A 12,979-nucleotide genomic window follows, 5' to 3' on the forward strand; every position below is an offset into this window, starting at 1 on the left:
AACGCCCGGTCAGCGATGCGCGACCGGGGTCTGCCGGAAGGCCGGCCGGCGGTGCCGGTTGACCAGCTCGCCGCCGTACCAGGCGCCGAAGACCGCGGCCGCCAGCGCCAGCAGTTCCACGGTGAACAGGCCCGCGCCGGCCACCCGGTCGGGGGTGCGCATGCGGAGCATCAGGATGACCGCGAAGAGGATGAGGACGCCCATGTTCATCAGGTTCTGCAGCACGCCGATGCGCTTGGCCGCACCGCCGGACACGAACAGGACATCGATGGCGCCGGCCAGGACCACCAGGACGCCGCCGATCAGGCCGGCCACGATGTTCCAGTACGCCAGGGCGCCGAGCATGTCCGGGCCGCCGAGGAGGTTGCCCAGGTCGAACAGCACCGCTATCGCGAACAGGCCGAGCGGGAACATGACCAGCACCGGCTGGACCGCCTCGCCGGCGATGCGCAGTCGACTCTCCATGGTGTGATCAGCCTCCCCAGCTGCCGAGATCCACGGTTGCCGTGGCCCCTACCCGAGCCACGTATCGATGAAACGCGCGGTGACGGGCGTTACGCCCCATTCTCCCGCGTCCGTCTGCTCCCGTCTGCCCTTTCACTCTCTCCAGTCCGCCTGTACGCAATCTGCAACATGGCAAGTTGAAGTATAGCGATCAGACGGGTAGCCGTGGTGTACTGCTATCAGGCACAACGGCGGACTCGAGGAACAGACAGCAAAGGCACCCGGCGGCAACCGGGTGCCTTTGTCGCCTCGAAGCTCCGCGAAGCACGAGCGAGGCGGGGAATTCTCTCTGCGCCAATGGTGGCTCGCCGTTCCCTCTCCTCGCAAGGAGTACGGGAAAGGAGTTCGCCATGCGCACACGCACCTACTACCGTGGGCCCGACGCCGTGGTGACGAACGAGGTCTTCGTGTGGCGTACCGCGCCGCCGAAGGTCTTCGTGATCCGCGACCTGCGGGACGTCTGCATCGCCCGGGAGGACAACCGGCTCCCCACCACCGCGCACGTGGCCGGAGGCTCTCTGGTCCTGATCGCCGCGACCGGCCCGATGTGGAACACGCCGGGGCTCATCTCGCTTGGCCTGCTGGCCGTCGCGGTCCCCGGCACCGTCGTGGCAACCGCCTGCTGGCGGACCCGGCCCCGCCGCCGGGAGCTGCGGGCCACCTACCGGGGTGCCGAAGCAGTGCTCTACGTCTCGCTCAACGCCCGGGTTTTCAACCAGGTCAGCCGTGCTCTCCGCCGCTCCGTGGAGGACAACCGCCCGGACTGGTCCGCTTGGGACGGTGCCGCCGCGGCCTGAGTCTGCTTGTTCGCAATCTGCAAGGTGGCATGTTGAACGGTAGCGATCGGCGTAGTGGCCGTGCTCTACTGAACTCAGGCAGAACGGGCGGATCGAGGGGAGACACACAACGGCACCCGGCGGCAACCGGGTGCCGTTTTGCTCTCCCGACATCTCCCGAAGCATCGAGGCGGGAATTCTCTCTCAGTCGGCGTGACGGCCCCTTTCCCTCCTCGGCAGGAGCACGGAAAGGAGTCCGCAATGCGCACCTACTATCGCGGCCCCGACGCTCTGATTACCGACGAATACTTCGTCTGGTGGACGGCCGGCCAGAACCGCGTCTACACCATCCACGACCTGTACCAGGTCGGGTTGGTCCGGGACGACGGCGTGGACCGGCGCCCGGACATGGCCACGGTGGCCGCGGTGGGCATGGTCGGCTTCGCCGGCACCGCCTGGCTGACTGCCGGTCCGGTGGTCGGCCTGGCGGTCGGCTTCATCGCGGCGATCGCCGCCGTCGTGGCGATCACCACCCGGCAGCACCGCACGGAACAGTCGTGGCAGGTCCACGCCGGTTACCGCGGTGTCGACACCATCATCTACCGGTCGTCCGACGCGCGGGTGTTCAATCAGGTCACCCGGGCCCTGCAGCGGTCGTTGGAGGACGACCGTCCGGAGCGCTCGACATACGGCCTTGCCGCCGCCTGATGGTTACCAATCGCACCCACCGAGAAACTCATCACTTTTCGGTGAAGCTGCCCGGCGCGTCCTTCGTTCTGGTAGGTCTTGTGAGTAACATGACGCGCGACCTCGCTGGATGCCAGCTTGCATCCAGCGAGGTGGCAGTTTAACTCTTCGACGATGAAGGAGTCATGGCTGAGGTCATCTCGCCGACGGTCGCGCGCAGGCGCGTGCGGTTGGCGCTGCGCGAAGCGCGGGAAGCCGCTGACCTCACGCAACTCCAGGTCGCCGAGGAGATGGAGTGGTCCCTCTCCAAGGTCATTCGGATCGAGAACGGCGATGTCAGCATCTCTCCGAATGACCTGCGCCCGCTGCTGTCCTATCTCGGCATCAAGGATCGAGCCGTCATCAACGGGCTCATCGCGGACGCGAAGGTGGCTCGCACCCGTCAGCATGTGATGTGGTGGCAGCGTCCGGAGTTCCGGGACATGACCGACCCGCTGCGCAGATTCATCGAGTTTGAATCGGTCGCCGTGACCATTCGGGTCTATTCGATTCTCTACATCCCCGGGCCGCTGCAGATCCCGGAATACGCCGCCGCACTGACCGGATCCTTCGACGAGATCCCGGAACAGAGGATCGACGTCCTGCTGCAGGCCCGTCAGCTGCGCCGTGAAGCCCTGCTCACCCGCCTCGCCTCGGTGCGCTATTCCGCGGTTCTCGACGAATCGGTCTTCATGCGCTCCATCGGCGGCGCGGAGGTCTTCGCGAAGCAGCTGCGGGAGCTGCATGACCTCGCCGAACGAGGCCTGATCCACCTTCGGATGCTCCCGTTCTCCTTGGGCGTACCCATCGCCAACAACGCGAGCTTCGACCTTCTGACGCTCAGTAACACTGACGAACACAATGAAGTGCTTTATCGCGAAAACGGTATGACGGACGAATTGATCGAAGACCGTAACGCAACCGCGAAGCACCTTTATCGATTCAACCAGCTCTGGCATGTGGCCAACGACGAAAATGACACGATCGAGTTCCTCGAACGCCGCATCAAGAACCTGGAGAGTGCCGTTACCCACGGTGGCAAGACATAGTCTGCACTTCCACAGCGAGCTGAACTCGCTTTGTCTATCGGAGCGTCTTAAAGTGAACGAAATCAATCCGCCCAAGTGGACGCGGAGTTCCCGCTGCAGCGGCGGCAACTGCGTTGAGGTCGCGAAGGTCTCCGGCGGTTACCTGGTGCGGGACTCCAAGCGTCCCGACATGTCGCCGCTTTCCTTCACGGATAGCGAGTGGATTGCTTTCGTGCAGGGTGTCAAGCAGGACGAGTTCCTGCTCTCATAGCCGGCCACCTTGCGGGGGGTGTGCGAATCAGCCGTATTCGCACACGGCAACACGCAAAAAAGAACAAACTGGATCAAAGGCGCATTCACCACAATACTGTTGCTTCATTCACGTTTCTCGCTCCGTGACGTCGTTCCCATCCCTTACCGTGGGGGCGGGAACCGTCACGGAGGAGACAGTATGACCAAGTCGGTGGAGCAGGCGGAGTGGCGCCGCAGCTGCGGGAACAGCAGTTGCGTCGAGGTTGCCAAGATCGACGATCGGTACCTCATCCGGGACTCGAAGAACCCGGACGTGCCACCCCTCGAGTTCACCTCGAATGAATGGGAAGCATTCACCGCCGGAATTGCCCGCGGCGACTTCCACTTCGAGTAATCAACGCGAGCGATGTTTCCGCTTCCGGCCGCCGGGCCGGCGGCACGGTGGATCCCGTCGCGCCCACGCCCGTCCTTACCGCTCGGTGCCGGACCGCGCAAGTCCCCGTGATCAGCCGGTGCCGGTGATGGGATCACGCCCGTCGCCCTGATCCCGAGAAGTGCTTGCGGCCCCTGGACCCCGGGCCTCAAGACGAGACGTGAATGTTCCGTCTCCGCCTGTCCCACGTGGCATACCTCGGTTCCGCGAAGCTTTCGCTCCCCGTCAGATCGAGCGCGGTGAGGTCGACTGCTCCCGCAGCGAAGCCCCGGCGCTCTCCGAAGGACGTGCCCTCAGCGTTTCCCGCAACTCTGGCACGTGGCAACCACAATGCACGGAGTTGATCAGGCTCGTTGGGTCACGAGCACCCGTTGCGCGACCAGCACCTGCGTAGAGGTATCCAAGGTCGGCGATCAGTACCTGATCCGCGACTCGAAGTACCCGGGAGTTGCCCCGCTGGCCTTCACGACGGAGGAGTGGACCGCCTTCGTCGAAGGCGTCAACGCCGGCGAGTTCCGCTTCTAGCGGCGCGCGTCGCTCTGCGTACGGGGGCGGTGCCACCGTGCGCAGTGCGGGCCGGGCCATCCTTCGCTATGTGATGCAGCGCGTGTGTCAGCTTTCGGTCACTCGGCCCGGCAAAGCGTACATAGACGACCAAATCAGTGTCGACTATGAGATCCTCATGGATTTCACTCATGTTTCCTGCTGCCACGTTCACCGGATTGGTCCTACCGTGAGTGCGGGAACCGTCACGGAGGTGCAAGAGCCATGACAAAGCCGACGTACGAGGTGCACTGGCGCCGAAGTTCGCGATGCGCGAGCAGTAGCTGTGTCGAGGTTGCCGACGTCAACGGCGAGGTCCTGTTGCGGGACAGCAAGAACCCGGAGGTCCCGCCACTGTCGTTCACCCCGGAGGAGTGGACCGCTTTTGTCGGCGGCGTCAAGCAGGGCGAGTTCGACTGACCGACCCGCCGCCCGCGGTTTGCCGACTTCGGCCGGAAGTCGCCGCCCGAGCGGCATACTCGACCTGGTGAGGGACCACGAGCCGGACCCGGAGCACGACACCCGCAGCACCGCACCCGGACGCTTCGCGGTGCTGCACGAGGCGGCCGATCTGCTCCTGGACCGCCTGACCGCGCAGTACACCGTGGAGCGTCGCGAGACCAAGGACGTCCTGCACGGCGACATGGTCCGTACGGTCCGGCTCATCCCGCACACGCCCGCGGCCGCACCGCTGGCGGTGTCGTTCATCGACTTCCCCGGCATCGTGCTCCAGCTGGGCCGTTGGTACCGGCGGTCGATGCCGGCCTGCGGATGCGATGCGTGCGACGAACAGCCGGACGTCCTGGTCGAGGATCTGCGCCTCGAGGTCGCGGCGCTGATCGAGGGCGGCCTGTGGGAACAGGTCCGGCGCGGCCTCACCGGGTCCTGGTCGGAGGCCCGGCTGGTCGGGCCCGCGCTCCGCCAGAGCCAGCAGACGCTTCTCGACGCGCGGGAGGCCCGCGCCGCCCGGCGTGACGGGTTCGCCGCGGCGGTGCAGTGGGCGCCGTGGCCACGCCGCGCGTGAGTCCGGCGGCGCCATGGGCGGGGCCGCGCCGCGGGACGAGTCCGGCGGTGCCATGGGCGGGGCCGCGCCGCCAGACGAGTCCGGCGGTGCCACGGGCGGGGCCGCGCCGCGCGGCTGCTGCGGTGGGGTGGCCGCGCCGCGAGGCGAGTCCGGCTGCGGTACGGGCAGCGGGCGGCTTACGCCGGAGCCGGCCCGAGCCGGCCGCCGAGCAGGCCGACCGCCAACCGGATCGGCCGGCGGCGCACCACGTTCGCCATGGTGAGTTCGCCGCGGCAGAACGCCTCGAAGGCACGCCAGCCGAGCGGTGTGGCCATCGCGGCGTGCACCAGATGCGGGTGCCGGGAGTACAACCGGAGCAGGCCACGGCCGGCCGTCATCTCGGGCACCAGTTCCCGGCGTACCGCGTCGGGGTAGTCCGCCAGGGCCTGCTCGCCGTGCGCCGCGGCGCGCGCGGCGGCGGTGCCGGCCCACGTGCCGGAGCGCAGCGCATAGCTGATCCCCTCCCGGGTCCAGGGCTCCAGCAGGCCGGCCGCGTCGCCCACCACCAGCACCCGGCCGCGCCGCAGGGGTGCGTCCACGCTGCGGCACCGGGTCAGATGGCCGGACTCGCGGCGCACCTCACGATCGGCGAGCCCGAGCCCCGCCCGGAACCGGTGCAGGTAGTCCTTCGTCTCCGCACCGCGGCCCTTGGCCATGATCACGCCGACCGTGAGTTCGTCGTCCTTCGGGAACACCCAGCCGTACGAACCCGGCACCGGACCCCAGTCGAGCAGCACCCGGCCGCGCCAGGCCGCGCGGTCGGCGCCGGTCGCGGCCAACTCCACCTCGAGCCCGAGATCCTGCTGCTCGAAGGTCACGCCGACGTGCCGGGTGCTGATGCCGGCCGAGCCGTCGGCCCCGATCACCACCCGGCCGCGCACCACCGAGCCGTCGGCGAGCGTGACCGCCGCCGCGTCGCCGCTCTGGTCGATGCCGCGGGCCTGCGCGTTCTCCCGTACTTCGACGCCGGCGTCGACCACGGCCCGCAGCCAGGCATGGTCGAACTCGGTGCGCCGGACCATGCTGAGGAACGGCGTGTCGGCGCGCCGGGTGAACGGCCGGCGGCCGTTGTCGGAGAACGTGATCGCCGAGACCTGCTCCCGCGCCGGGACCGTGATCCGGGACGCGGACAGGCCGAGCGAGATGCCGATGAGTCCACCGCCACAGGTCTTGTAGCGGGGGTGTTCCGCGCGCTCCAGCACGATCGTGCGCGCACCCTCGGCTGCTGCGGCGTGGGCGGCCGCCAGCCCGCCAGGACCGGCCCCGATGATGACGACGTCCCAGATCACCACGGCAGTCTAACGAAACGCTATGTACGGGCGTACACACCATGTGTACGATCGTACACATGACCTCGATGCGGGACCGGATGCTGGCCGGCGACCTCTATCAGGCGGACGACCCCGAACTGGCGCGGGACGGAGCCCGGGCGATGCGGCTCACCCACCAGCTGAACACCGCCGACCCGACCGACGCGACGACCCGGCACCGGCTGCTGACCGAACTGCTCGGCGCGTTCGGGGAGGGCAGCGACCTGCGCCCGCCGTTCCGCTGCGACTACGGCTACCAGACCTTCGTGGGTGCCCGCACGTTCGCGAACTTCGGCCTCATCAGCCTCGACGTCGCCACCGTCACCATCGGCGACGACGTGCAGATCGGGCCGAACGTGCAGTTGCTGACCGCGACCCACCCGGTGGCGGCCGGTCCGCGTCGGGACAAGTGGGAGGCGGCGAAACCCATCGTGATCGGCGACAACGTGTGGCTCGGCGGCGGCGCCATCGTCTGCCCCGGCGTCACCATCGGCGCGAACACCGTGGTCGGCGCGGGCACCGTGGTGATCCGGGACCTCCCGCCCGACGTGGTGGCGGTCGGCAACCCGGCCCGCGTCGTGCGTCCGGTGCAGCCGTGACCGCGGCACCGGCCCGGTCCCCCCGGCGCTACGACCCGGACCGGAAGAACCGGATCATCGCCGCCGCCATCGACGTGATCGCGGAGCACGGCGTCGCCGGCACCACCCATCGCCGCATCGCCGCCGCCGCGGACGTACCGCTGGGGTCGTTGACCTATCACTTCACCGGCCTGGAAGACCTGCTGGAGCAGGCGTTCACGCACCACGCGGAACAGATGTCGCCGGTCTACGAGGCCCACTTCGATCGGGTACGCGGCCGCGCCGACCTGGTCGAGGCGGTCACCGACCTGGTGCACGGCGACGCCGGCGCGGACCACCGGGACTGGGCCGTGGCGTACGAGCTGTATCTGGCCGCCCTGCGCAACCCCGCGCTGCGCACCGTCACCGAGTCCTGGATGCGGCGCAGCCGCGCGGTCCTGGAACGCTTCGTCGACCCGACCACCGCCCGTGGCGTCGACGCCCTGATCGAGGGTCTGGTCATGCACCAGACCCTGTCCACCGCGGCCGTGTCCCGCACGGAGACCCGCACCATCGTCGCCGGCCTCCTGGGAGTGCAGCCGTGAACGTCCTCGTCGACACCGACCGGCAGAACCGGGCCGCCGCCCGGGCCACGTACATCGCCTTCATCGGCGCCGGCGTCGCCATGGCGAGCTGGGCGACCCGCATCCCGCAGGTCCGCGACGGGCTGGAGCTGACCCCGTCGCGGCTCGGCCTGGTACTGCTCGCCATCGCGGTCGGCTCCATCGTGTCGTTGCTGCTGGCCGGCCAGCTCGTCGCCCACTTCGGTTCCCGGCGCACGGTCGCCGCCATGGCCGCGCTGCTCGGCATCTCGCTGAGCGCGGTGGCGGTGGGATACCAGTTCGGCGTGCTGCCGGTCATGGCCGGCCTGCTGTTCTTCGGCTTCGCCAACGGCGCGTGGGACGTCGGCATGAACGTGCAGGGCGCCATCGTGGAACGCCGGCTCGGCCGGGCCATCATGCCCCGGTTTCATGCCGGCTTCAGCGTCGGCACGGTGGCCGGGGCCCTGGCCGGGGCCGGCGCCGTGGCCCTGCACGTACCGGTCACCGCCCACCTCATCGTGACCGCCCTGGCCATCGCGGTGGTGGTGATCTTCGCGGTGCGCTCGTTCGTGCCGGACACCGCCGACGAGTCCGCGGAACCCGAGAGCGGCGGCCTGCAGCGCACCCTGAGCACCTGGCGTGAGCCGCGCACGCTGCTGGTCGGCCTGCTGGTCCTGGCCTTCGCGTTCGCCGAGGGCACCGGCGTCGACTGGATCAGCGTCGCGGTCATCGACGACTACGGCGCACCGGCCACCGTGGGCACGCTGGCGTTCGCGGTGTTCCTGGCCGCGATGACCACCGGCCGCTGGTTCGGCCCGGCGCTGCTGGACCGCTACGGCCGGGTGCCGGTGGTCCGCGTGCTGGTGGCGGTGAGCCTGGTCGGCCTGGCGCTGTTCGTCCTCGGCACGCACGTGGTCGTCGCCTTCGCCGGCGCGCTGCTCTGGGGACTCGGGGCTTCCCTCGGCTTCCCGGTCGGCATGAGCGCCGCCGCCGACGACCCGGCGCTGGCGGCGCCCCGGGTCAGCGTGGTGGCCGCGATCGGGTACTGCGCCTTCCTCGGCGGCCCGCCGTTGGTCGGCTTCCTCGGCGACCACATCACGGTCCAGAAGGGACTGATCTCGGTGGCGGTGCTGCTCGGGCTGGCCCTCACGGTGGTGGGAGCGCTCCGGCCGATCGAGGAGACGCGGTAACCGACGCCCCTAGGACGTCGATTCCCGCGCCATCTCGGCCTCCTTGGCGACGGTGTGCTCGTCCAGCGACGGCCGCTCAGCCTCGCCGGCGCCCGGTGATCCGTCGGCCGGCACATCCGGCGTCGGCCGGCCGGCACACGTCGCCTTCGCCTTCGGCAGGGTGCCGTTCAGGAGGTACGCGTTCACGGCCGCGGTGACGCATTCGTTCGATCCGTACGAGACGTGCACGCCGTCCCGCGTGACCGTCAGCAGCCGGTGCCGGAGCAGGTTCGCCATCGCGGGACCGCCCGCGTACGGCGTGGCGGGGTCGAACTCCTGCTGCACGACCATCCCGGCCGGGTAGCCGGTGCGGCGCAGTGGCACCAGAGGCTCGGTGCGTTCCACCGACCCGAAGGTGCATTCGTGCGGTCCGGCTCCGGTCGCGCCCCAGCCGTACGGGTAGCGCTCCGCGAAGGCGCGCATGTCGGCGAAGTACGTCTCCAGGTCGCGGGGCCATTCCGCCTCGCAGTTCGTCGACTCCCAGAGGCCGGCGTCCATCTCGGGCAGCTCGTCCTCGATCGCCCTGCGCTGGACGGTCAGCGCCTTCTTCACGCTGCGCGGCACCGCCCTGCCGTCGTCCAGCGCAGTCCGCAGCGTGCGCACCGTCTCCGCGAAGTAGTCCCAGTCCGGCGCGTCGTACATGCCACCGACGGCGAGGTCGAACGAGTCGCCGTCGAACCAGCCCTCGTCGATCTCGACCGGAGTCGCTTCCAGGTCACGGCGCAGTGCCTCGATCGTGGCGTGCACCGCCTTGCGGGTGGTACCGATTCCGTAGGTCTCGTTGCGCTGCGCCACCCAGGTCATCCACGCGTCGGCCGTTCTCCGCTGGGCGATCGGTTGCTGCCGCCACGCCTCCCGCCAGGTCCACTCCGGATGGATCGCGGAGTCCAGCACGTTGCGGTCCAGCCGATCCGGGAACAGGCTCCCGTAGACCGCCGTCACGTAGGTGCCGTACGACTGACCCATCAGGTTCAGCTTGGACTCGCCCAGGACGGCTCGGACGACGTCCAGGTCCCGGGCGTTGTTCGCCGAGGTGAAATGTGGACGCCGGTCCCCCGCGGTGCGTTCGCACTCCTGGTCGTGCCGGCGCAGCTCCTCGGCGTACTCGCGCATCTCCGCATCGGTCATCCGGGTCCGGGCGGACCGCCGGACGTTCTCGCCCTCGCAGAGCAGGGGCTGGGATTCCGCGACGCCGCGCGGACTGATCCCGATGATGTCGTACCGCACCGACAGCGCGTCGTACGTGCTGTCCTCAGGCACGCTGAGGTTCGAACCGCCCGGACCGCCCGGCACCGGAATCAGCACGCCGAGCCGTCGCGCCGGATCACTCGCCGGCTTGCGGGACAGATCCACGCTCTCCCGCGGGCCGTCCGGCCGCCGGTAGTCCAACGGCACCTGCACCGTGGCGCAGTCGATCCCCTCGGGCGGCTGCGGCGCCGGGAAGCCCGGCAGGTCCGGCCAGTCCGGCGCGGGACACGGACCCCAGGCGGGGCGCTGGGAGTAGAACGGCGCCAGGCCGCGCGGCACGCCGTCGCCGGGGCCGGTCTCCGCCAGGGCGAGCGGGACCACCGCCCCGGCCAGCACTGCCGCGGCCGTCACGGTGATTCCCACGGTCGCACCACGTTTCATGAAGGCCCCCACGATCGGCATGCGTGTCGATGCAAACGAACATGATGCATAACATGTCGCCGCAAATCTCTCGTCCGATTCGCGAGGTGCGAAGGCCTACCGGGTCTGCGCGTGGCGCAGGAGCGCCGGGTCGTGGGCGTTGACCAGAAGCAGGTCGGCAGGGGCCGCGTGCCAGACCTCGGCCAGGCGGTGGTGGTTGGCCCGGACCTTCGGCCAGTCGTGGGCGAAGCCTCGCTCCATAAGGGAGAGCATCCTGGGTACGCCGCCCGCGCCACTGATCTGGCCGCGGTGGTAGAAGGCGTCGCCGACGTGCAGGACCCAGTGGTCGCCGGCATCGACAGCGACCGCCGCGTGGCCGCGGGTGTGCCCGGGCAGATCGATCAGCACGATCCCCGGCGCGATCGTGGTGAGTTCCTCGGCACCCGGGAAGCCGCGCCACGCCTCACCCCGATCGGGGGTGTGCTCGACGATCTCCGGTTCGGGTGACCGTTGCGTGGGAAGGTAGCGGCCACGTTCGATCATGGTCCGGGGGCGGAGCGCGGCGGTGTTCTCCGTGGCGGTGAGATGCACACTGGCCCATGGAAAGTCCGCGAGCCCGCCGGTGTGGTCGGCGTCGAAGTGGGTGAGCACGATGTGCCGGACGTCGGCCGGGTCGAAGCCGAGCGCGGTGACCTGGGTGATCGCCGCCTCGGCCGGGTCGAAGGCGGGGCGGATGAGGAACCGGGCCGGCCCGAATCGGCCGGCGGGGTCGGCAGCGTCCCGGAGCCCGAGTCCGGTGTCGATCAGGACCAGTCCGGTGTCCGTCTCGACGAGCAGGACGTGACAGACGATGCCGTCCGGGACTCCGGGTGGTCGCATGCTGCCGCAGTTGAGATGGTGGACCTTCACCTCGTACCGCCGGGGTTGGGCTTGGGGAAGCGGGACATCAACGCTCCTCGGGTTGTCGGCGGAGGCGCTGACCTCGCCGTCAGCACGCTATCTCCACACTGTGGACGGCGAGGCCGCAGAGCGGTGAGTGTGCCCGTTCGCCTGCCCGGCCCCTCCCGAGACGGCGACCACACCGACCCACCCGCCACCGCCGATACCGAGCCTGCGCCGATCCCCGCACAGGATTGACCGGATCTCCACGGTGATCGCCCATCCCGCCCGGGCGGTGGCGTGCCGGTGCCTCAGACCGTCGGTGCCCGGAAGATTCGGCCTCGCAGGACGATGACACTGGGATGCGCGAGCACCCGGGGGTTCGCGGTCGGGTCGGTGTCGTAGACGACCAGGTCGGCGGGCCCGCCGTCGACCAGCCCGGGAAGGCCGAGCCAGGACCGGGCCGTCCAGGACGCGCCGGCGAGCGCCGCCTCGGGTGACAGACCGCCGCGGATCAGCCACTCGACCTCGTTCGCCACGGTGCCGCACGGGAAGCTGTCGGTGCCGGCCAGAACCACCACGCCGGCCTCCGCGGCGGCCCGCACGTTCGCCAGGGCCCCCTCCCAGCCCTTCAACAGCCAATCCCGGCGCGGGGTCGCCTCCCGGGCCCGCACCTCGTCGAGCTTGTTGCCCATGACGCCCAACGTGGGCACCAGCGCCGTGCCGTTGCGCGCCATCCGATCGATCAGGTCACGGTCGAGATAACGCCCGTGCTCCAGGCTGTCCACTCCGGCCAGCACCGCGTTGTGGCTACCCTCGGCGGTCTGGCAGTGGGCGGCGACCCGCCCGCCGACCGCGTGGACCGCCGTGACGACCTCGGTCAGCAGGTCGAGGGACACGGCCGGATCGCCGAACTCCCAGTCCGCGATGACCTTGCACCAGCCGCCGGACGACACCGCCTCCTCCACCGCGGCCGCCACCAACTCGGCCTCCGTGACATCACGCCCGAAGCCCGGCACGAACCGGCCGGGAGTAGCCAGCCAACGCCCGGCCGAACGGACCCGGGGAAGTTCCGAGTCCTCATCCACCCAGGCCGGGATCCGGGCGGCCGATCCGGGAGTGCGTACCAGCAACACCCCCGCCTCCCGATGGTCGGTCAGGTGCCGGCGCAACGTGGCATCGTCGAACGGGACGTCCGGGCGCTCGGTACCGGGATGGGTGTGCGCGTCGACCAGGCCGGGCAGAATCCAGCCACCGTCGGCGATCAGATCGGCGCCGGACACCGGCCCGAGCCGCAGCCGGTCGCCGTCGATACAGAACGACCGCACTTCCCTGTCGGGCAGGACGATGCCGCGCACCTGAAACACTGTCAGCCCCTAACCTGGCGCTTGGACGAGAAAGGTCAGATCCGGTCCAGGGAAGGACGATCGACCGCGAAGTTTCAGTAGTGGACGGTAGCTCTGTGTGTG

Annotated in this window: 16 protein-coding genes; 11 read left to right on the forward strand and 5 right to left on the reverse strand. The window is 69.5% G+C overall.

Going from position 1 to position 12,979, the window contains the following annotated elements; genetic code table 11:
• Positions 1-9: 9 nt before the first annotated feature.
• Positions 10-465, reverse strand: coding sequence for a DUF2231 domain-containing protein (locus LDL48_RS16895; protein WP_225256087.1), 456 nt, complete (start codon positions 463-465; stop codon positions 10-12).
• A gap of 389 nt (positions 466-854) precedes the next feature.
• Here LDL48_RS16895 and LDL48_RS16900 point away from each other — a divergent pair, with 389 nt between their 5' ends.
• From LDL48_RS16900 to LDL48_RS16935, 8 genes are all read left to right on the forward strand, one after another.
• A complete protein-coding gene (locus tag LDL48_RS16900) occupies positions 855-1,301 on the forward strand; it encodes a DUF6232 family protein (protein ID WP_225256088.1) in 447 nt (148 codons plus the stop codon).
• Positions 1,302-1,541: 240 nt separating this feature from the next.
• On the forward strand, positions 1,542-1,988 hold the full coding sequence (locus tag LDL48_RS16905) for a DUF6232 family protein (RefSeq protein ID WP_225256089.1): 447 nt from the start codon (positions 1,542-1,544) through the stop codon (positions 1,986-1,988).
• Between the two features lie 164 nt (positions 1,989-2,152).
• On the forward strand, positions 2,153-3,055 hold the full coding sequence (locus tag LDL48_RS16910) for a helix-turn-helix domain-containing protein (protein ID WP_225256090.1): 903 nt from the start codon (positions 2,153-2,155) through the stop codon (positions 3,053-3,055).
• A gap of 52 nt (positions 3,056-3,107) precedes the next feature.
• Positions 3,108-3,305 (forward strand): DUF397 domain-containing protein, encoded by a 198-nt coding sequence (locus LDL48_RS16915; protein ID WP_225256091.1) that lies wholly within the window; start codon positions 3,108-3,110, stop codon positions 3,303-3,305.
• Positions 3,306-3,485: 180 nt separating this feature from the next.
• Complete coding sequence (locus LDL48_RS16920; protein ID WP_225256092.1) at positions 3,486-3,680, forward strand: DUF397 domain-containing protein; 195 nt, start codon at positions 3,486-3,488, stop codon at positions 3,678-3,680.
• Positions 3,681-4,049: 369 nt separating this feature from the next.
• Entirely contained in the window at positions 4,050-4,244 is a 195-nt protein-coding gene (locus LDL48_RS16925) for a DUF397 domain-containing protein (RefSeq protein ID WP_225256200.1), read from the forward strand.
• Positions 4,245-4,487: 243 nt separating this feature from the next.
• Positions 4,488-4,682, forward strand: coding sequence for a DUF397 domain-containing protein (locus LDL48_RS16930; RefSeq protein ID WP_225256093.1), 195 nt, complete (start codon positions 4,488-4,490; stop codon positions 4,680-4,682).
• A gap of 67 nt (positions 4,683-4,749) precedes the next feature.
• A complete protein-coding gene (locus LDL48_RS16935) occupies positions 4,750-5,286 on the forward strand; it encodes a DUF6226 family protein (protein WP_225256094.1) in 537 nt (178 codons plus the stop codon).
• A gap of 176 nt (positions 5,287-5,462) precedes the next feature.
• Here the strand turns inward: LDL48_RS16935 and LDL48_RS16940 are convergent, their stop codons facing one another.
• A complete protein-coding gene (locus LDL48_RS16940; RefSeq protein WP_225256095.1) occupies positions 5,463-6,617 on the reverse strand; it encodes a geranylgeranyl reductase family protein in 1,155 nt (384 codons plus the stop codon).
• Positions 6,618-6,673: 56 nt separating this feature from the next.
• Here LDL48_RS16940 and LDL48_RS16945 point away from each other — a divergent pair, with 56 nt between their 5' ends.
• The 3 genes from LDL48_RS16945 to LDL48_RS16955 are packed head-to-tail and all read left to right on the forward strand — an operon-like array spanning position 6,674 to position 8,984.
• Positions 6,674-7,234, forward strand: coding sequence for a sugar O-acetyltransferase (locus LDL48_RS16945; RefSeq protein ID WP_225256096.1), 561 nt, complete (start codon positions 6,674-6,676; stop codon positions 7,232-7,234).
• Positions 7,231-7,797, forward strand: coding sequence for a TetR/AcrR family transcriptional regulator (locus LDL48_RS44535; RefSeq protein ID WP_225256097.1), 567 nt, complete (start codon positions 7,231-7,233; stop codon positions 7,795-7,797). Before LDL48_RS16945 ends, LDL48_RS44535 begins: the two co-directional genes overlap by 4 nt.
• Positions 7,794-8,984 carry an MFS transporter gene (locus tag LDL48_RS16955; protein ID WP_225256098.1) on the forward strand — a complete coding sequence of 397 codons (1,191 nt, stop codon included), beginning with the start codon at positions 7,794-7,796 and terminating at the stop codon, positions 8,982-8,984. The genes LDL48_RS44535 and LDL48_RS16955 overlap by 4 nt, the downstream gene beginning before the upstream one ends.
• 9 nt (positions 8,985-8,993) lie before the next feature.
• Here the strand turns inward: LDL48_RS16955 and LDL48_RS16960 are convergent, their stop codons facing one another.
• From LDL48_RS16960 to LDL48_RS16970, 3 genes are all read right to left on the reverse strand, one after another.
• On the reverse strand, positions 8,994-10,634 hold the full coding sequence (locus LDL48_RS16960) for an alpha/beta fold hydrolase (protein ID WP_225256099.1): 1,641 nt from the start codon (positions 10,632-10,634) through the stop codon (positions 8,994-8,996).
• A 114-nt stretch (positions 10,635-10,748) separates the two neighbouring features.
• Positions 10,749-11,540 carry an MBL fold metallo-hydrolase gene (locus LDL48_RS16965; protein WP_225256100.1) on the reverse strand — a complete coding sequence of 264 codons (792 nt, stop codon included), beginning with the start codon at positions 11,538-11,540 and terminating at the stop codon, positions 10,749-10,751.
• A gap of 281 nt (positions 11,541-11,821) precedes the next feature.
• Positions 11,822-12,868 (reverse strand): amidohydrolase family protein, encoded by a 1,047-nt coding sequence (locus LDL48_RS16970; protein ID WP_225256101.1) that lies wholly within the window; start codon positions 12,866-12,868, stop codon positions 11,822-11,824.
• Positions 12,869-12,979: the final 111 nt, after the last annotated feature.

The sequence above is a fragment of the Jidongwangia harbinensis genome (assembly GCF_020216025.1).
Lineage (GTDB): Bacteria > Actinomycetota > Actinomycetes > Mycobacteriales > Micromonosporaceae > Actinoplanes > Actinoplanes harbinensis.